General features: G+C 42.5%; 14 protein-coding genes. 6 read left to right on the plus strand and 8 right to left on the minus strand.

Annotated features, from left to right (window positions below):
• Position 1 precedes the first annotated feature (1 nt).
• The 6 genes from ACTB00_RS13680 (at position 2) to ACTB00_RS13705 (ending at position 9,987) form a co-directional block, all read left to right on the plus strand.
• Positions 2 to 1,609: a family 43 glycosylhydrolase gene (locus ACTB00_RS13680; protein WP_463300483.1), complete on the plus strand. Its 1,608-nt coding sequence runs from the start codon at positions 2 to 4 to the stop codon at positions 1,607 to 1,609.
• 49 nt (positions 1,610 to 1,658) lie between these two features.
• Positions 1,659 to 4,733, plus strand: a complete 3,075-nt coding sequence (locus ACTB00_RS13685; RefSeq protein ID WP_463300484.1) for a glycoside hydrolase family 2 protein — start codon at positions 1,659 to 1,661, stop codon at positions 4,731 to 4,733.
• Positions 4,734 to 4,755: 22 nt separating this feature from the next.
• On the plus strand, positions 4,756 to 5,745 hold the full coding sequence (locus ACTB00_RS13690) for a glycoside hydrolase family 43 protein (protein WP_463300485.1): 990 nt from the start codon (positions 4,756 to 4,758) through the stop codon (positions 5,743 to 5,745).
• 16 nt (positions 5,746 to 5,761) lie between these two features.
• Positions 5,762 to 6,832, plus strand: a complete 1,071-nt coding sequence (locus tag ACTB00_RS13695; RefSeq protein ID WP_463300486.1) for a glycoside hydrolase family 43 protein — start codon at positions 5,762 to 5,764, stop codon at positions 6,830 to 6,832.
• A gap of 5 nt (positions 6,833 to 6,837) precedes the next feature.
• Positions 6,838 to 7,833 carry a glycoside hydrolase family 43 protein gene (locus ACTB00_RS13700; protein WP_463300487.1) on the plus strand — a complete coding sequence of 332 codons (996 nt, stop codon included), beginning with the start codon at positions 6,838 to 6,840 and terminating at the stop codon, positions 7,831 to 7,833.
• A gap of 204 nt (positions 7,834 to 8,037) precedes the next feature.
• Positions 8,038 to 9,987 (plus strand): glycoside hydrolase family 97 protein, encoded by a 1,950-nt coding sequence (locus tag ACTB00_RS13705; protein ID WP_463300488.1) that lies wholly within the window; start codon positions 8,038 to 8,040, stop codon positions 9,985 to 9,987.
• Positions 9,988 to 10,033: 46 nt separating this feature from the next.
• Here the strand turns inward: ACTB00_RS13705 and ACTB00_RS13710 are convergent, their stop codons facing one another.
• The 8 genes from ACTB00_RS13710 to ACTB00_RS13745 form a co-directional block, all read right to left on the minus strand.
• Positions 10,034 to 11,605, minus strand: coding sequence for a carboxylesterase/lipase family protein (locus ACTB00_RS13710; protein WP_463300489.1), 1,572 nt, complete (start codon positions 11,603 to 11,605; stop codon positions 10,034 to 10,036).
• A gap of 11 nt (positions 11,606 to 11,616) precedes the next feature.
• Positions 11,617 to 12,483, minus strand: coding sequence for an alpha/beta hydrolase (locus ACTB00_RS13715; protein ID WP_463300490.1), 867 nt, complete (start codon positions 12,481 to 12,483; stop codon positions 11,617 to 11,619).
• A 61-nt stretch (positions 12,484 to 12,544) separates the two neighbouring features.
• Positions 12,545 to 13,624 (minus strand): family 43 glycosylhydrolase, encoded by a 1,080-nt coding sequence (locus ACTB00_RS13720; protein ID WP_463300491.1) that lies wholly within the window; start codon positions 13,622 to 13,624, stop codon positions 12,545 to 12,547.
• 79 nt (positions 13,625 to 13,703) lie between these two features.
• Complete coding sequence (locus tag ACTB00_RS13725; protein WP_463300492.1) at positions 13,704 to 16,109, minus strand: sugar-binding domain-containing protein; 2,406 nt, start codon at positions 16,107 to 16,109, stop codon at positions 13,704 to 13,706.
• A gap of 17 nt (positions 16,110 to 16,126) precedes the next feature.
• Positions 16,127 to 17,458 carry a serine hydrolase domain-containing protein gene (locus ACTB00_RS13730; RefSeq protein WP_463300493.1) on the minus strand — a complete coding sequence of 444 codons (1,332 nt, stop codon included), beginning with the start codon at positions 17,456 to 17,458 and terminating at the stop codon, positions 16,127 to 16,129.
• 193 nt (positions 17,459 to 17,651) lie between these two features.
• Positions 17,652 to 18,641 (minus strand): alpha/beta fold hydrolase, encoded by a 990-nt coding sequence (locus ACTB00_RS13735; protein WP_463300494.1) that lies wholly within the window; start codon positions 18,639 to 18,641, stop codon positions 17,652 to 17,654.
• Between the two features lie 50 nt (positions 18,642 to 18,691).
• Positions 18,692 to 19,804, minus strand: coding sequence for an alpha/beta hydrolase-fold protein (locus ACTB00_RS13740; protein ID WP_463300495.1), 1,113 nt, complete (start codon positions 19,802 to 19,804; stop codon positions 18,692 to 18,694).
• 223 nt (positions 19,805 to 20,027) lie between these two features.
• The coding region (locus tag ACTB00_RS13745) for a hypothetical protein (protein WP_463300496.1) at positions 20,028 to 20,297 on the minus strand (270 nt) is incomplete at its 5' end.

Here is a 20,297-nt window from a genome sequence, read left to right on the forward strand (position 1 = left end):
TATGAATAAAATAGAAACCATTTTCAAAATCGTACTCTGTTTATTTTTAGTAACGCTTTGCGGAAGCATAGATACATCGGCACAGTCGAACAACATCAAAAACGACTCCTTTTGGGACACCAAAAACGGCAAACCCATTTACAGTCAAGGAGGTGGTATTTTCAAATTTGCAGATCCCGAAACAGGAGAAGAAAAGTACTACTGGTACGGAGTACACTACAAGCAAGCTGAAATGTACAGGGAAGACCCTTCAGTTACTCAACCCCGCAATAATTTTGAAGGTGTAACCTGTTACTCTTCAACCGATTTGGTTAACTGGGAGTTTGAAGCAGATGTACTGACGCGTGATGAAGTATTCAACGATAGTGGCCGGGGCTGGGGATGGCTTGGTCGCATGGGAGTAGCCTATGTAAAAGAAGCGAATCAATATGTATTGATCATTCAGTACAACTCCAGTGTTCTTTTTGCCGTTGCCGATTCTCCATTGGGGCCATTCAAGAAACAACATAGAAAAGACATGACAAGTTGGATTGGCACTCCAAACACCGGAGACCAAACCGTTTTTACCGATGAGGACACCGGAAAATCATACTTGGTTTACAGCTACGGAAGGGGTCGAAATAGAATTTATCTGTCTGAAATAGGTCTGAAAAATGATACACTTACTCTTTTAGATTATAAACAGGTTTTCAAAGGATCAGGTCGCGAAGGAAACTGTATGTTTAAATACAAAGGCAGATATTACATTGCCGCCTCTCAATTATACGGATGGGATGGCTCTTTGGCCTACTACTTAGTGTCCGACGACATTATGGGACCTTATCTTCCAACCAACGACATGCAGGTATTCCCCGGTGCTGAAGACGATTACGCACACATTTCACAAACCGGATTTTTTGTAACCGTTCGAGGAAGCAAAGAAGAAACCGTAATTTTCTGTGGCGACCGCTGGGCCGATTTTGCCGGAAATGGATTGGGATACAACCAATGGTGCCCGTTATCTTTTGATGGTTACGAACCCTACTTTAATTCACTTAACTCGTGGAATCTGAATGCTGAGACCGGTGAATGGGAAGTGGCCGATGACAACAACTGGGTGAAAAACCCAAGCTTTGAAGCAGACAGAAAACAAATGCCCAGTTCTGTTAAACCAGTACAAACAAGGCTTCTGGGATGGGAAACTACGGCAATTGAAGGAACCGAAATTTCGCTCGACTCCCTTTCGCCTGTTTTAAACCATGCAAACACACAAGAAGAACGAAAAATAGTTATTGGTGAAAGAAGCCTGAACATGAGCGACAGAGTAGACTTTGTTCGAAAAGTACATCAAACAATCGAGTCTTCTCCTTATGTCGAATTTGAAAACGCCCAATATACCCTTACCGCAAAAATTAAAAACAGCGGAGATTTCAATCAACTCGAAATGTACGCCAAATCAGGTGGTAAACGTTTTGAGGTAAGTGTGAAAGACAAAAATGAGACATGGACAACTATCAGCATTGAAAATATCAAGGTGAAAAATAATGAAGTTGAAATTGGCTTTCTTGCAGATGGTAAAGCTGGTGCATTTTGTCTGGTAGACGATGTATCTTTGGTGAAAGCCCAATAACCTAATTTAATTCTCTAACTTGTCTTATTTATAAAATTTAAATCTACATATGTCCAGATCCAGAAACAACCGCTCGAAGGATGATTACAATAATTCATTGGGCACAAAGAGTAACCTAAAGTTTTCCATTTTCCCGGTTTTATTGATTGTTACATTAAGTTTAGCCCTTAGTTTTAGTGCAAATGCACAACGGGCCCGCTACAATTTCAATCCCGGTTGGAAATTGTATATTGGCGATATAAGCGGAGCGGAAAAAAACAGTTTTGATGACTCTGGATGGAAAGAAATTACACTTCCGTACGCCTGGAATCAGGACGAAGCCTTTAAGAATGACATTGTCGATTTATCAACAGGGATTGCCTGGTACCGAAAAACCTTTGTATTACCGGAAGGCGACGATATCGAAAAAGTATTTCTCGAATTTGAAGGCGTACGTCATGCCGGAGAGTTTTATGTAAACGGGGCACTGGCGGGGCTTCACGAAAATGGAATCATGGCCGTTGGTCTGGATATATCTCACCTTTTGAAACCTTATCCTGAAGAAAATGTGGTAGCCGTTCGGACAGATAACAGCTGGGACTACAGAGAACGTTTTTATAACCAGCGTTACCAATGGAACGACAGGAACTTTAATGCAAACTACGGCGGAATTCCTAAAAACGTATTCCTGCATACCGCCGGCGAAGTTTATCAAACGCTTCCGCTTTATTCCACACTCGGAACAACCGGAACGTATATCTATCCGAGTAATATCAATGTTCAGGAGAAAACGGCTTCGATCAATGTAGAGTCGGAAGTAAAAAATGAAAGCCCTGCAGCAGTTGTAGCCAACCTTGAAATAACCATTGAAGACCTCAATGGAAAAGAAGTTGCGCATTTTGAAGGAACACCACGAATGGTATCACCCAACGGGCAGATTGAACTAAAGGCTTCGGAAGAGCTATCCAATCTGGAATTTTGGAGCTGGGGCTATGGCTACTTATACACGGTTACCTCAAAGGTTGTGGTTGATGGAAATGTGGTTGATGAAGTTCCAATTCGTACCGGATTTAGAAAAACCGCATTTAAAGATGGAATGGTTTACCTGAACGATCGGGTAATCATGATGAAAGGATATGCCCAACGTACCAGCAACGAATGGCCGGGAGTTGGTATGTCGGTTCCGGCCTGGTTAAGCGATTACAGCAACAAATTAATGATTGAATCAAATGGGAACTTTGTGCGTTGGATGCACATTACCCCATGGAAACAAGATGTTGAATCCTGCGATCGTGTTGGGTTAATCCAAGTGATGCCTGCCGGAGATTCGGAACGAGATGTGACAGGCCGACGCTGGGAACAACGCTGCGAAGTCATGCGCGACGCCATCATTTATAACCGCAATAATCCAAGTATTCTATTTTACGAAGGCGGCAACGAGAACATTAGCGAAAAACATATGGCAGAATTAAAACAGATTCGCGACACCTACGATCCGCATGGAGGTAGAGCTATTGGAAGCCGCGAAATGCTGGATAGTGAAGTTGCCGAGTATGGAGGTGAAATGCTTTACATCAACAAAAGTGCCGATCAACCTTTGTTTGCAACCGAATATTCACGCGATGAGGGCCTGCGCAAATACTGGGATGAATTTTCTCCCCCATACCATAAAAATGGTGATGGTGGCAATGGAGGTCACAATATGGATAGCAGTCAAGTCGCCAAAGCTTTTGTCTACAATCGTAACCAGGATTCACATGCGATTGAGAATATTGTTCGCTGGTACGATTACTGGGAACAACGACCGGGAACGGGAACTCGTGTAAGCAGCGGAGGTGCCAACATTATCTTCTCCGATACCAACACACACCATCGGGGAGCAGAGAACTACCGAAGAAGCGGTGAGGTCGATCCGATGCGAATCCCCAAAGACAACTTTTTTGCACATCAGGTAATGTGGGCAGGTTGGGTCGATTTGGACAAACAACTGACACACATTATGGGGCATTGGAATTATAAATCAGGAACAGTGAAGCCTATTTACGTGGTTTCAGGCGGCCGGAAAGTTGAGCTTTTTGTCAATGGTAAATCAAAAGGATTCGGCAAAAACTCATATCGCTTTTTGAATACTTTCGAAGATATAACCTGGGAATCAGGCGAAATCAAGGCGATTTCCTATAATAAAAATAACAAAATTGTATCTGAAGATGTGATTAAAACCGCCGGCGAACCTTATGCTATTAAATTGACTAAAATACAATCGCCGGTTGGCTTTAAAGCTGATGGGGCTGATCTCGGCATGATAGAAATTGAAGTAGTGGACAAAGACGGTCAACGTTGTTCTACAGCGCTCAATGAGATTTCGTTTGATTTAAACGGAGAAGCTAAATGGGTTGGTGGCATCGCCAAAGGACCTGATAATTATGTGGGGACCAAAACTCTTCCTGTTGAAGGTGGAGTTAACCGCGTCCTCATCCGTTCCACCACAAAAGCAGGTAAAATTGAAGTAAAAGCTTCAGCCAACGGTTTAAAGAGTGCCAGCGTACAGTTCGAAACCAATCCTGTTGAAGTTATTAACGGACTACGCACTGAGCTGGTTGCAGAAGGCCTTCCTTCAAATCTGGAAAAGGGTCCAACACCATTATCTGCTTCATTTGTTCCTACTCGTCGAACTATTCCAATTCTTTCAGCAAATGCCGGCGCAAATCAGGAAAAAGCAATATTGAGCTATGATGATAACGAAATGAGTGAATGGACCAACGACGGCAAACTGTCAACTGGTTGGATTAATTATGAATTGGCAGAAGAAACCCGCATAGATGAGATTTCGCTTAAACTAACCAACTGGAGAAGGACATCCTACCCTATTGATATTCTGGTTGATGGTAAGAAAGTATGGTCGGGCGATACAAAACGCAGCTTAGGCTATATATTAATTCCAATTGAACCTACCGTCGGGGAAGAAGTGACCATTCAGCTAACAGGTGCAGGTACCGAAAAAGATGCCTTCCAGAATGTAATTGAACTAAGCGGAAATAAAGAGCTCGATGGCTTTAGAATGCCTGAAAATTCGAATACTGAAGGTCAACTCAGGATTATTGAAGTAGAGTTATTTCAGAACGTGGATGGCTCAAAAGAATTATAAAATCAATGTCACAAATTTGAATATGAATCATTTTTTAAAAAAGACAGCATTGGCAATTATGATGTGCCCGCTTTGTTTTTCTTACGGATACGCCCAAAATATCATTAACCACTGGGAGGCAACTGGAAACCCGGTGGTTACACACAAATACACCTGCGATCCGGCGGCTCTGGAATATAACGACACCCTTTTTATTTTCACCGGTGAAGATGCCGAAGGAGGTCTGGATTTCTACAACATCAAAAACTGGTGCTGTTTTGCTACCACCGACATGACGAATTTTGTTGAATACGCCCTTCCACTTTACGCAAAAGATTTTGAGTGGAACAAAGGCGAGTTTGCTTATGCCGGACATGTAATTGAACGAAACGGTAAATTCTACTGGTACGTAAGTACAAACACTTCAGGTATTGGCGTGGCAGTTGCCGACCGTCCTCAGGGCCCCTACAAAGATGCTTTGGGAAAACCTTTGCTGACCAACGAAAACAGTCCGGGGAAAAGGCATAGCTGGCGCACCATCGATCCGGCCGCTTTTATCGACGACGATGGTCAGGCATGGTTGTTTTGGGGCAATGGCGCCTGCTGGGCCGTAAAACTAAATGACGACATGACCTCGTATAACACCGATTATGGCGTTAAAACCATTTCGATTGAAGGTGATATGGAATTCCCATTTACCGAAGCTCCTTGGGTGCACAAGAAGGATGGTGTTTACTTTCTCTCTTTTGCCATAGGTTTTCCTGAACGGATCGCTTTTGCGGTCAGCGATAAGATTAACGGACCTTATACTTATAAAGGCATCATCAACGAAATTGCCGGAAACAGCAACACCAATCATCAGTCGATTATTGAATTTAAAGGCAATTGGTACTTTATCTACCACAATGGCGGAATGCAAACTAAAGGAGGAAGCTATAGCCGCAGCATGTGTATCGATAAACTTGAGTTTGATGAAAACGGGATGTACAAACCCATTATAATGACAACCAAAGGCGTTGATAAAATTGATTAATAGAAAACATTAAGATATGAAAACAAATTATCCATTATTGAATAAGTTAGTCGTTATCCCATTTCTTCTGCTTGCTTTATCCTCTTTTGCCGAATCGAAAAAGGCACAAGAAAACGATATGGATGCCTATCTGCTGGTCTACTTTACTGACCCGACACATAGCCTGTTTATGGCCTTAAGTACCGATGGCTATACTTTTACCGACGTTAACCAAGGCCAACCAGTAATTGCGGGCGATACGATTGCCAATCAAAAAGGAATTCGTGATCCGCATATCACAAGAGGTCCCGATGGTGCTTTTTATGTAGCTATGACAGACCTTCATTTGTTTGCCAAACAACTTGGATATCGCGAAACTACCTGGGAAAGACCACAAGAGAAATACGATTGGGGAAACAACCGTGGTTTTGTTTTGATGAAATCGTACGATCTTATTAACTGGACACACAGTAACTTTCTCTTTGATGAAGCTTTTGAGGGGTTCGACGAAATCGGTTGTGCCTGGGCACCGCAAACCATCTACGATCCGGTCGAAGAAAAGATGATGATCTATTTCACCTTGCGGATGGGTCACGGACTAACTAAATTGGTTTATGCTTACACCGATGACGATTTTACTAAACTGGTGACCAAACCAAAATCGCTATTTGAATATCCTGATTCGACAATACAGATACTCGACGCCGATATTACCCCAATGCCCGACGGGCGCTATTGTATGATGTATGTAGCTCAGGAGAGACCCGGCGGTATCAAAGTGGCTTTCTCCGATTACATCAATAAAGGCTATAAATATGAACCGGAAATGGTTGATCAGGAACCGGGAGCATGTGAGGCACCTAATGTTTGGAAACGCATTGGCAGTGATAAATATGTATTAATGTATGATGTTTTCAGTATTCAGCCGCACAATTTTGGCTTTGCCGAAACATCCGACTTCACAACGTTTTCTGATTTGGGCCACTTTAACGATGGCGTAATGAAAACCACTAATTTCACATCTCCCAAACATGGGGCCGTTATTCAGCTAACTAAAAAGGAAGCCAGAAAGCTTGCAGAACATTACAAAATGAATTTAAAATTCTAATCGTTATGAAAAAAATACTCGTTCCATTATTAATACTTCTCAGCGTTACGGCCACATTTGCGCAAGGCTGGAAACCAGAAGTAAAAGAAAATATTCCGTTGGATTCGATCCGCTTGAGCGACCCTGCAATTTTAGCCGATAAAGCTACATCTACCTATTATATGACCGGAACCGGAGGGTTGCTGTGGAAAAGTAAAGACCTCGCCAAATGGAGTGGACCATACGTTGTAGCCAAAACAGATCCTGAATCGTGGATGGGACCCAGACCCATGATCTGGGCTGCCGAATTGCATCAATACAAAGGCAAGTACTACTACTTTGCTACTTTCACTAACAGAGATGTAGTGATTGATAACGTTAAAGGAAATGCAATTAACCGGCGTGCCAGTCACGTTTTGGTGAGTGACAAAGCTGAAGGACCTTATGTTCCCATGGAAGATGAAACGTATTTGCCTGCCGACCTACCTACTTTAGATGGTACTTTTTGGGTGGATACTGATGACAAACCCTACATGGTTTATTGCGAAGAATGGCTGGTTAACTGGAACGGTACCATGGAAAAAATTGAGCTAAAACCAGACTTAAGCGGTACGATTGGTCAACGAAAAATAATGTTTTTTGCCTATGATTCGCCGTGGAGCAAGGAGGTAGACCAAAATGGCAGAACTGTCCCCAATAAAGTTACCGATGGACCTTACCTGTTCAAAACGCAAACCGGAAAATTAGGAATGATTTGGACAAGCTGGGTTCTCAGCGACTATGTTCAGGGGGTGGCTTATTCTGAAAGCGGCACGTTAGATGGCCCATGGGTGCAGCAAAAAGATCCGATTACACCACCAAATTTCGGACATGGCATGTTGTTCCGCACTTTTGAAGGAAAATTGTTGATGTCGGTTCACAGCCACAAGAGTGTAAACGGCCGCTACATCAGGATTCCTCATTTATTTGAAGTGGATGATTCAGGTGATAAGATTGTTGTGAAAAGCCCCTATCATCCGTAGTTGTATTCGAGTTGATTTTTGGTAGAACCGATAATTAAATAAAAGATCTACTATTCACAATTACATATTCGTTAAATCCGCTTGCGAGCAGCAGCATTTTAACCGTTTACACGAATTGTTTACCAATTTTTGTACAAACCGTTGTCTTAAAAAAACCATTAATAAACTTTTTTAAGATTCAAAAAAGGAAAACATACCAATATCATGAAAAAGTATCTTGCTATTTTAATTCTGGCCGCACTCTCAACGACTATCTCAGCCCAGCAGCATCTTGTTAACAGTCCCGATGGGAATGTTAGTCTGACCTTCACTTTAAAAGATGGCACACCTTATTATTCAGTAAAATCTAATAATGCGGTGATGTTGGAAGAATCTCCTCTTGGAATGATAACGAGTGCCGGAGATTTTAGCGAAGGTCTGAAAATAGCAACGATAAGCCGCGATACGCTCGCTAAAACCTACACCCAGAAAAAGATTAAACAATTATCGGTGGTGTACAATGCGAACGAATTGGCAGTAACGCTTACCAACAAAGAAGACAAACCAATCGAAATTGTATTTAGAGTAAGTAATAACAATATCGGTTTCCGGTACAACCTACCACAATTCGGAGAAACAGCCAATTGCATCATTGAAAAGGAAGTTACCGGATTTAATTTCCCCGAAAAGACAACCACATTTTTATCTCCTCAAGCTACTCCCGGCATCGGATGGAAAGGTACAAAACCAAGTTATGAAGAAGAATATATGCCGGATGAGCCCGTTGGATCACCTTCAAAATATGGCTTAGGATATACTTTTCCTTCCCTCTTTCATGTTGGTGAAGATGGTTGGGTACTGGTTTCAGAGACCGGTGTTAATGGAAAATATTGTGGTTCCCGACTGAGCGAAGGAACCGCCGATGGTATCTATTCTATTGCTTATCCAGAGCCGGGCGAAAATAACGGATTTGGAAGTTCAAGTCCGGCAATTGCCTTGCCCGGGTCAACGCCCTGGCGAACCATTACAGTAGCCAATCATTTAAAACCAATTGTTGAAACAACCATCTCTTATGATCTGGTTGATCCGCTTTATGAATCCTCCCAAGAATATGTATTTGGCCGTTCTACATGGAGTTGGATTATGTGGCAGGATTGGAGTATGAACTATGATGACCAAGTGACTTACATCGACTTTGCTGCTGAAATGGAGTACGAATACATTTTAATGGATGCCTTGTGGGATAAGAATGTGGGCTACGAAAAAATGGAAGAACTGATTGATTACGCCCATTCTAAAAATGTGGATGTTTTTTTATGGTACAATTCCAACGGTTTCTGGAACAACGCACCACAAGGCCCCAAACATAAGATAGATAATGCTATTGCCCGAAAAAAAGAGATGAAATGGCTACAGGAAATGGGAGTAAAAGGCTTGAAAATAGACTTTTTTGGTGGCGACAAACAAGAGACCATGCAACTTTACGAAGCAATTCTTTCCGATGCTAACGAATATGGTTTGATGATTATTTTTCATGGTTGCACCTTGCCTCGCGGATGGGAACGCATGTACCCAAATTATGTGGGAAGTGAGGCAGTACTTGCTTCAGAGAATCTGATTTTCACCCAACATGCCAACGATATGGAGGCCTTTAATGCCTGTTTGCACCCATTCATTCGTAATGCAGTAGGATGTATGGAATTTGGTCCGGTTCTGCTTAATAAACGTCACAACAGAACAAATGATGGTGGGACTATTCGCCGTACCTCCGATATTTTTCAACTAGCAACTTCTGTCTTATTTCAAAATCCGGTTCAAATGTTTGCTCTGGCGCCCAATAACCTGACAGACGCACCAGAATTTGCAATTGATTTTATGAAAGATGTGAAGACCACATGGGACGAAACGGTATTTATTGATGGTTATCCGGGAAAATATGTGGTGTTGGCACGCCGACATGAAGATCAGTGGTATATAGTTGGAATTAATGCGAATGAAGAACTGCTATCCTTAAACCTTGCATTGCCAATGCTTGCCGGAAAAACAGTTACTTATTATGGTGATGACAGCAGCTTAGCCTCATTCAAAAAAGAGACTAAAATCGAAAAATCAGGCAAATTCAATATTTTAATCCAACCTAATGGAGGAATCATATTAACCGACATCAAAAACTAACAGAATTCAGTATAAAAAAGATTTCTGTTAATTTTTAACCACGATTTTATTTTGCCCAGACATTCCCCTCCAGCGTCATTCTCCATTTGAAATAAGCATCCAACACCTTCATTGATTTTTCGTCTGGCACAGGTCCAGTATGGGGATTGTCCGTTAAATACATGACCTCAGGACTTGCATCGTTAAATGCAGGCCATTCCGGTACCCCTTCCCCATTTGGGTTTCCATATTTGGCAAAGTTGGTCCAGTAGGTTCCCATTATTTCCGAAAGCTGCCGATCTGTTTCGCTGATGTCATTCCTGCCAAGTGAATCCAGTGTCATAAAGGCATAGGCTACATCTTGTCCATGCGGCGATCCAAAACCATACCTGGGCGAATCTTCGGGATAGTCGGGATGTTGATCAAAATAATAGTAGTAAACTTTTGAATTTCCGGTTTGCGATTGCAGACGCGCCCAAATCCAGGTCTGCCAGCCAAAAGCGGCATCACGCATTAAATCACGTGCTGTTTTAGGCACCTTATTTTCTCCGACCGGATATGCCGCTATTAATGTATCAGCGAATTTTCCATATCGTTTTTCAACATTGGCAATGTATTCTTCAGGTTTCTTTTCGCGTGAAAAACTAGCTCCTTCATCCGAGTTATACCCGATCAATACCGGTACGTCGTTGTACTTTCCGTTTTCGTAAAGTACATGTTGAACATCGGGTATTACATAACCATCAATTATTGGCCAGGCACCTCCCATTCCCATGCCCATTGGTAATTTCTCAACGTTAAGCTTGCGTAATTCGGCTATGGATGAAACCCCAGCATCCCGTAAAAACTTTTCTCCGTTTACCTCCGCCTGTTGCAGATTCTTCATATTTTCGCCGGGATAGGTTGTTGGACGCGTTGGTCCAAACGAACCTCCGCTTTGCGAAATGGCACCATGGAACAATCCTTCGGCCAAAGGTGATGCACACAACATACTTACGGATATTCCGCCGGCCGATTCACCAAAAATGGTCACTTGATCGGGATCTCCACCAAAAGCAGTGATATTTTCCTGTACCCATTTTAATCCGGCAATCTGATCAAGTAAACCATAGTTACCCGATACATCATTGGGATTTTCCGCACTTAATTCCGGATGGGCTAAGAAACCAATTTGGCCAACCCGGTAAGGTATAGCCACCACAACAACTCCTTTTTTTGTAAGGGAAGTTCCATTACAAACAGGATCGGCCGTTGTACCGAAACTAAATCCTCCACCATAAATCCACACCATAACCGGTAGTTTTTCGTCGGCGGTTTTGGCGGGTGTCCATACATTCAGGTAAAGGCAATCTTCACTTTTGCCTGCTGGTGGATTGCCCGGTTGGTAGGGCGAAGAAGCAAATTCTGTAGCCTCCTTTACCCCATCCCACTTTTCAACAGGTTGCGGTGCTTTCCATCGCAGATCACCAACAGGTGGTGCTGCAAATGGGATACCTTTGAATACTCTTAAATTGTTGTTTATAGTTCCTTGAACGATTCCATCTGTAGTTTCTACGATGGTTGGATCTTGTTCTGAACAAGAAGTCGCTACAGCTATAAAAAAAGACGCGATTAATAAGAAAAGGATTCCTGACTTCATTTTAGGTCGTTTTAGTTTTTAAAATTCTTGTTTTTCATTGTCCATCCCGGGTATTTCAATAGGTCGTTTTCGAGAAATATGGAAGCATTATCTTTGCCTTTAAACTGCCAGTCAAGCCAGTCCAGTGCCATTTTTGCGAAAGAACCTCCAAATTCTTCGGCAAAAGTTCCCCCATGCCCGGCGATTTCATGATTGGCAAAAACAACAGGAACGTGATCAATCCGCTCATAGTCGAGAATGGCATTTGTATACGCAATATCAGACTCTCCTCCGATGATATAAATAATATCACCGTGCAGGTTTTTCAATGACTTTGTGCTTGCTCCTGCCATGGTCATATCTCCCATGCCTGCATTAAATATCATATAAGTTTTGATCCGGCTATCATCCGCTACCCGAAGGACTTGCGCCCCTCCACACGATTGTCCGCCTGCTGCAATTTTGGTTAAATCGACATTTTTGAAATAATCACTCCCCTTTGTTTTTGCTTGCTCCGAAATCCAATCCAATGCTTTCAGCAGTTCATCATCAGGTGTATGCTCATGTATCCGCTCTTCCACGGTCATTTGTAAGGTACCAATGGCGACTATGATGTAGCCGTGTGAAGCCACTTCGGTTAGTAATTTTTCATGGTGAATAGATGAATTCATGCATCCACCATTGGCCCATACCAATATGGGTAATTTACCTTCTGCTTTTACAGCTTCCTTTATGTTTTCAGGTCGGTATACAACAAAATCGGGCAATGATTTTTCTGTCGCTGCAATGGCTTTGTATGGGCCGCTGCCTCCACTGTCAACCACTTTAGTTTTTATGACTTGTCCGAAGCTGACGATGCTCATGACAAGAAATACTCCCAGCAATCTAATTTTAATCATGTTATGTTTTTTTTATCGATAGCCTAAATTTCAGTGGCTACCTGCCCAAATTGGCTAATTCTTATTCTTCTGTTTGGATTTCTTCATTCGGACTCACTTCCTCATCTGCCTCAGTCACAAAAACCACAGTTGGCCACTCAGCTCTATCCCAGGTAATTTCCTTTACAACAAGTTTTGAGCGTCCACGATCTTGTTTATCGTAGCCATGAGCAACGAACCAGGTTTTACCATCGAAGTCATAAACAGCACAATGTCCAACTCCGGCATAATCGTCGTTGGGGCCGGCAACATAAGTACCTCCCCCGGCATACATTGGAACTCCATTTTTATCAAAATAAGGCCCACGAATATCCCGTGATCTTCCGACAACTGTTTCGTACGTACTTTCCAGCCCCCTGCAGCAATAACCGAGCGAAACAAACAAATAATAGTATTGGTGTCTGCGGTAAATAAAAGGTGCTTCGATGGTACCGTCTCCCGGGTCGGTATCGGGCATTCCGAAAGTACGCTCCTGTTTGGCCACCGTGTACCACTCCTGTGGCTCGGCTAACGATTTCATATCGGGAGCAAGTTTTACGAGTTTAATACCACCCCAAAATGAACCGAACGACAACCAACCGGTGGTTTCACCGCCCCATTTTCTTTCAAAATAGACATTGGCATCAATGGCATTCCAAAAATCGCGTCCCGGAATGGATTGAACAATCATTCCATGATCAACCCATCTGTATTCAGGATCATTTTGATCAAGCGTTTTATTGGTCATAACACCAATTGCAGATGTGTTTTTGGCAAATGCCGATGGGGAATAATACAAGTAGTATTCGTCATTATAAAACTGAATATCAGGAGCCCAGTATCCTCCCCGATAGCCGGGAATAATCGTGTCGGTAACCCATTCCAATTTACTGGGAACAGGTTTTATTCTTGTCCAGCTTTCCAAATCTGTGCTTTTGGCCATACCTCCCCCGGTAACAAATAGATAGAAGGTACTATCCTGTTTAATCATTACCGGATCGTGAGCAGTAAACCCCTTCGAGTCATCCGGTTTCCAGTTTGGCTGTGCGCCAACAAATAATGCTGAGCATATAAATGAACATACAAGCAGCAATTTTTTAGAATTTTTATTGAAATCCATCATAATTTTATTCTGAAGATGCTGGTGTTTCAGTCAAGCCACATGCACCTTACTAGTTAAACGATTGCTAATATTTTCCTATTTAATCAACTTTCAACTCGACTGATTTTAAAAGCGGCGATGATAATTTCACGGTCATCGGCGTGGCATCTGCATCTTTCTTCACATAAATCAACATTCGACCATTAATGCAGCGATGTTTGTTATCCTGATAGTTCTCGGCAACATTTTGAGATGCATTCTCCATTCCGAGTAAGGTACCTCCCTTTACCTCACAAGTTATTTCGTTATCTGCTAAAATTGAATGATTACCGTTTGTGTCGAGCATTTCAATTTTCACCTGCCTTAACAGTTCGTTATCGCTCGGCTCAATTACTTTTGCGCTAATTTCACTGGCATTTGTATTGGTAATAATCTTATCTGTTGCAGCTACTTTTCCATCGTTGTAAGCTACTACTTTTAGCTCGCCAGGCTGATAATCGACATCCCAGGCAATTACGCCTGTTTCATCATCATACGGTTTGCGTTCGCCAACTACTTTCCCGTTGAGTTGCAATTCTGCTTCATCACAGTTCGTGTAACACAGCACCTGAACCTTCGTGTCTTCATCATAATTCCAAATTTGTGGCGCATCAGTCGACAAGCGGTTGCCCCATCGTCTTCCCGTGTCTTCAACTTTTTTAGTTGTGCCGATGTACGCCATTGGTTCATTAGTCCACAACGATTTACGGAAATAACCGCGTGGTTTTATGTTTCCTGCCAGGTCTAGTAAGCCAGATTGGAAACCGCGTGATGGCCAGGCATGGGCTTCTCCTAAATAATCAATGCCCGTCCACAGAAACTGTCCCAAAATAAATTCTTTATCTTTCACCGACTTCCAAGCCCCCATGTCATGTCTGTTTTCACTGCCGTAAAGCACTCTTTCGGGGTATAATTCATGATCGGTATCATACTTGTACTCCGTGTAGTTATAACCAACAATATCAAGCACAAAAGGATAATCAGTGTAGTTTGACATCACAGCTCCGGCTAAAGCGGCAGTAACAGGTCGCGAATCATCGGCCTCTTTTACGACTGCGACTAATTCCTTTGCAATATCGCCAAGACGCTCGGCACTCGGATGATCTTCGAGATATGCTTTTACCGATTGTTGACTAATCCCTTCATCGGCCAAAACCGGATGTGTATAAGGATCATTCGGATAATCCACTTCGTTACCAATACTCCACATAATTACTGAGGGGTGTTTCCGGTCGCGCATAATCTGGTCTTTCACATCTCTTCCGCTCCACTCCCTGAAGTATTGCGAAGTTCCCTGATGGCCTGGCTCTCCCCTGTTCCATCCTTCAATCCATTTATTTTTTGGATATTCCCATTCATCAAAAGCTTCATCCATCATTACAAATCCCAGCTCGTCACACAACTCATATAAATAAGGCGCTTGTGGATTATGACTGGTTCTGATGGCATTAACCCCCAGCGTTTTTAAGGTTTCGAGCCTTGTACGCCAAACAGCTTTTGTAGCAGCTGCCCCTAAAACACCGGCATCGTGATGAACACATACACCTTTTAATTTGGTGTTTACTCCATTTAATGCAAAACCGGTATTCGGATCGAACTCAATTTTACGCAAGCCTGCTTTTATACTACTTTCATCAACCAGTTCAGAACCTTTGTAAACCGAAGTTTTTAAGGTGTACAAATAAGGTGAATCGATACTCCATAATTCAGGTGATTTAAGCTTCATAGTCTGGCTGAAATCGCTTAATACTTTTGCCGCAGCCTCACCATTTGTTGATGTTGATGCCACTTGTTTTCCGGAGACATCATACAGTTTGTGTACCACTTTAAGCGTTGCTGCTTTGGTCGTATTTTTCAGGGTTGTATTTACCGTGATTGCTGCAGAATTATTCTCGATTTCAGTCTGATAGGCGACTCCCCAACGATCAATATGGATGGGGTTGGCATAAACAAGATACACATCGCGATAAATACCCGAACCGGTGTACCAGCGCGAGTCTGCATCGTCGCTGTGGTCTACGCGTACAGCAATTGAATTTTTTTCACCCCATTTAATGTAGGGCGTCAGATCGTACATAAACGAAATATAACCGTTCGGCCGTTTGCCCACCCACTTTCCATTAATAAAAACTTCGCTGTTGTTGTAAACACCTTCAAAATAGATGTAAACCTTTTTACCTTTTTCCGTTGTTGGAACTTCCAGATCTTTTCGATACCAGGCAATTCCGCCCGGCAAATAACCGGTACAACTTGCCAGTTCCGGGCTGGCATTTTGCTTTACGGTCCAGTCGTGAGGAAGATCAACAGTCGCCCATTTGCTGCAGTCCATTTTCTCACGTCCTCCATATTGAACGTCACCCAGATTAAAATACCAGTTATCGTTTATTTTTTCTTTGCGGCCAAAATCCTGAGCACTGCCAGTTATTCCTGCAACAACAAATAGTAAGAATAGAAATAGTTTATTCATAACAGCTTATCGTATATTTATTCGTTAATCAGTTGGTAAACTTTGTTTAGATATTGAGGATACAGATTGTCGCGGCGTGCCATGTTCATATAAAACAAGGCCACCATGTCATTCTCTGGGTCGATAATGTACTCGGTACCAAACATTCCACCCCAGGCAAATGCTGTGTTAGAAACAGCAGGAACCGGTTTTTTCAGCTCGTTGTACAATTCAAAACCAAGACCAAATTGAAAACCTTTTCCTCCCGAGTTATTTTCAGGTAAGCGGTTAATAGTGGTCATCAGCTCAATGGTTTCGGGTTTTAAAATTCGGGCGCCGTTAAATCCTCCTTTATTCAGTAGCATCTGACAAAATTTGGCATAGTCTTCAATCGGCCCGTTTAAGCCAATTGCACCTTCGCAATAGGTTTGTTGCTCGCTTATTGTTCCTTCGCTGTACATATTTGTTGCCGGTTCCAGTTTTCCATCAGTATAACTATATGCTTTTACAAAACGACTTAGTTTTTCAGGTTCGTAATACCAATCGGTATCGTTCATTCCCAATGGAATCAACACCGTTTCTTTCACATATTCTCTTAAAGGCCGACCAGAAATTCGTTCGATCATATACGCCAGCATATTTGTACTAATGTGGTAACTCCATTCAGTTCCCGGATCAAAACCAAGTGGATACTTAGCCAATGCCAGCATCTCTTCTTCGAGGTACTTTGCATCGTAGTTACCACCCCCGCTATGTTGTCCGGCGGGAGTTTCCTTTGGCATCCTACCTCCAAAACCAGCCGGAGCATCACTTTTTTCCCTTTCTGCTCTTTTGATTTCGCCAACCAATCCGGCATTTAATCCGGACGAATGCGACATCAGGTGAGCGAACGTCATGGGAGAAGCAACCGGGCGGGTTTCATACGTTCCGTCTTCATTAACCTTTGTAACTACCTGATCTGGTATCTCCGGAAAATATTTAGAAACGGGATCTTCAACATTCACCAACCCTTTCTCAACCAAGGTCATAAAAGCAACGGTAGTAATTGCTTTTGTTTGCGAAAAAAGGACATAATAATCATCAACTGTAGCCGGAATTTTGTTTTCTACATCCTTCCACCCAAAAGCTTTATTGTAAATGACCTTGCCTCCTTTAGCTACAAAACCCGCTACGCAATTGAGTTTTTTTTGATCGACAAATGACTGAAGCAAGGAATCAATTTCTTTAACTTCATTTTGACTAATACCTATTTCATTAAGGTTTACATGATGATTGAACTGCTGTGGGGAAGCGTTTTTTTTGTCTTTACCTTCACATCCTAACAATGCGATGAGAATGACAACTGTCGTTAATTTCAGGATCTTTTTCATTCGTTATTTTGTTGATCTGGTTTATTGATTTTGCAAGTTAAGGTCACGGACCTATTTGATATTTTCGGTTTCGCTTCTATCACAAAATGTTAGAGACTCGAAACATGACACTAAATTATTCGCACTACTTACTACGATCATTAACTTAAAGCTAGAAATAATTCTACTCGTCCGTTCATAATTTTTGATTGTTTTACGGTGCAGTTGCAAGAAATTCATGGATCTCTTTTACTGTCCGCTCCAATTGGTCGTGATGCAAATTATGTGCTGCACCATCAACATGTACAAGTTTAACTCTTTCTAAGTCAGCAACCGACTCTTCGTTGGACTTACGCCCTTCAGGAGAAGTATCAGCTTTCAAAATTAGCGATTTTACCGGAATCTTAGCCAATGCACCTTCTGTGTTCATTGTTCCGTGCATGGCCTGCCATGCCGCATCGGAATAAGGTCCGTGGTATTGTTTTTTTGATAAGGCCCAGTATTTCACATCCGTATCGCTCCATTTTGGATTTTCCCTGTTCCCCTTCTCAACCAGGTCATTAAAGCTATAGTTGTTTTGTTTGGCTAAAGTTTCAGGGTCTCCCATCATGCTAAAAGCAAGCGGATCGGGATTTGCCTGAGAACGCTGTGGAGGTGGGCCGTCGCGTCGTGGGCGAGCCGGACGTTCTCCGGTATTTTTCCGTGGAAGCCCAGGGTCGAGCATAATTACAGCACTTGCCAAATCAGGATATTCGGCACCAACGCGCATTACAGTAGCCGCGCCCATGGAGTGCCCCATAATAATCGGCTTATTGAATTTCATTAACCCGACAAAACCAACCACATCTTTAACTAAGGTCTCGCCATTATCGGAAGGCGTAAACGGATCTGACAAACCATGTGCGCGGGCATCAAGCATGTAAATATCATACTCATTTTGAAGTTTTAAACTAAGGTCGGTCCAGCAAAGGCCATTGTCGGTTACGCCGTGAACCATCACAATTACGGGTTTGGCAGGTGCCGGAACAGCATGATAATAATGAATACGCACTCCGTTATCGTACACAAAACCATCGGACCAACCATCTGGAATTCCCGGAGGATCGGCAGCAAAAGCCGTTGCCGATGCCAGAAGTAAAACAATTCCTAATATGAAAGTACAATCGAAGCTGTACCTTTTCTTTGTTGATTCACGTTTTTTCATTCTACTACATTTTTATTATTGGTTTGAATAATCTTAAAAAATACCGTTTGTTATTTGAAAATCTTTTGAGTGAAACTGCGTAAGTCGTGCCGCCACACATACATCGTATGTCCGCCTTCCATCGATGAAAAGTCGGACTCTACACCATGTTTTGTAAACAGTGCCCGTGTTGGAGGTGTATTATTTGAGGCTCCATCCGCACTTCCACCACAAGTGAAAATAAAATAGTTTAATGTTGAATTTAGTGCTGGAGCCGCCTTTTCAATCAGTTCATCATATTTCTCGTAATTCGCTGGTTGGCTGGTCCACCATCCGGAGCTCATTACGTTGATGTAACTAAATTTATCGGGGTAATAAATCATGGTTTCCAAAACTTCCAGGCCGCCCATCGACAAACCTGCCAGCGCCCGGTGGTCGGCATCGTTATAAACCCTGAAATTCGATTCGATATAAGGTACAATATTTTTCACCAGATCTTCAGCAAAAGTATGGGTTGGAATACTACCATCGGGCATAACAACAATCATCGGCTCAATCTTTCCTTCGGCAAATAAGTTATCCATAATCCAACCGGCTTTTCCCTGCCCCGGCCAGTTCGAATCGTTATCGCCACCACCGTGCAGGAGATAAAGAACAGGTAGTTTCTTCGTGTCTCCAAAATATCCGGGGGGCGTCCACACAAACAGGCGTCTGGTTGAGTTGGTAGCATTCGATTCGTAATAAACAATTGACATTAGCCCGTGCGGAACATCCTTTTTCTGCCAGAAAAGCGTTTCGTCTTCCGGTACAATTTCAACCATAGGCCGAAAATCGGGTACCATCGGGTTTTTCGGATCATTCACCTTCATCCCATCTACATGAAAGTAGTAACGATAAGCACTCGGATCGATGTCAGCGGCAGTTGTCAAGATCCAAACACCATTGTCGGCACGCTCAATTTTTTCTGCCCGAACATCACCGCCCAACTCCACTTTAGTGGCATCAGGAGCATACAAACGGAAGGTTGCACTGCCATCGTCATTCATTTCAAACGATACTAAATCGTCGTTCGGAGTTTTTGGACGATTCCCAAAGTTTTGCGCATGTAGTTGTGATGCACCAATAGAAAAAACAAATAGGATAAAAAGGCAAGGTAATTTTTCTGATATAGAAAATTTCTTCATAAGTTAAATTCGATAATTAATTGACAAATGTAGATCGGTAAATTTCGTTTTTCACCACAGCTCCAGGTTCGACTGTTCATGACTTAAACTAAAACGAATCTACTTCGAAGTGAATTCTATTTAAAGCACATTTTGGACAGAAATAGAAAGAAAACTGCAATTTACCCGATTTTGGAAATTCTTGAATAAAGGACGACCGATAAACAAGAAAAATAACGACAGGCTATGGATCGCGGAGGTTGTAGCTCCATCGTAAGAACGTGTTGGCCACTAAACGAATCCCGACCGGAGGCGCAATCCAATTGCCTTCGGTCTTTTTTGGCCAGCTAAGCACCAAACGCACATCGTCAAGGGTCCGAACAACATCGTCAGCAATAAGCAAGACGTCGCCAAGAGTAGAGACAACATCGCCGGCAATAAGCAAGACGTCGCCAAGAGTAGAGACAACATCGTCAGCAATATGCAAGACATCGCCAAGAGTAGAGACAACATC

The organism is Sunxiuqinia sp., assembly GCF_055140945.1.

Bases quoted from the DNA above. Each gene is read 5' to 3' on its own strand.
- ACTB00_RS13720 (WP_463300491.1), bottom strand. From the start codon at position 13,624: ATGATGGATTTCAATAAAAATTCTAAAAAATTGCTGCTTGTATGTTCA.
- ACTB00_RS13680 (WP_463300483.1), top strand. From the start codon at position 2: ATGAATAAAATAGAAACCATTTTCAAAATCGTACTCTGTTTATTTTTA.
- ACTB00_RS13700 (WP_463300487.1), top strand. From the start codon at position 6,838: ATGAAAAAAATACTCGTTCCATTATTAATACTTCTCAGCGTTACGGCC.
- ACTB00_RS13685 (WP_463300484.1), top strand. From the start codon at position 1,659: ATGTCCAGATCCAGAAACAACCGCTCGAAGGATGATTACAATAATTCA.
- ACTB00_RS13710 (WP_463300489.1), bottom strand. From the start codon at position 11,605: ATGAAGTCAGGAATCCTTTTCTTATTAATCGCGTCTTTTTTTATAGCT.
- ACTB00_RS13730 (WP_463300493.1), bottom strand. From the start codon at position 17,458: ATGAAAAAGATCCTGAAATTAACGACAGTTGTCATTCTCATCGCATTG.
- ACTB00_RS13715 (WP_463300490.1), bottom strand. From the start codon at position 12,483: ATGATTAAAATTAGATTGCTGGGAGTATTTCTTGTCATGAGCATCGTC.
- ACTB00_RS13735 (WP_463300494.1), bottom strand. From the start codon at position 18,641: ATGAAAAAACGTGAATCAACAAAGAAAAGGTACAGCTTCGATTGTACT.
- ACTB00_RS13695 (WP_463300486.1), top strand. From the start codon at position 5,762: ATGAAAACAAATTATCCATTATTGAATAAGTTAGTCGTTATCCCATTT.
- ACTB00_RS13690 (WP_463300485.1), top strand. From the start codon at position 4,756: ATGAATCATTTTTTAAAAAAGACAGCATTGGCAATTATGATGTGCCCG.
- ACTB00_RS13740 (WP_463300495.1), bottom strand. From the start codon at position 19,804: ATGAAGAAATTTTCTATATCAGAAAAATTACCTTGCCTTTTTATCCTA.
- ACTB00_RS13705 (WP_463300488.1), top strand. From the start codon at position 8,038: ATGAAAAAGTATCTTGCTATTTTAATTCTGGCCGCACTCTCAACGACT.
- ACTB00_RS13725 (WP_463300492.1), bottom strand. From the start codon at position 16,109: ATGAATAAACTATTTCTATTCTTACTATTTGTTGTTGCAGGAATAACT.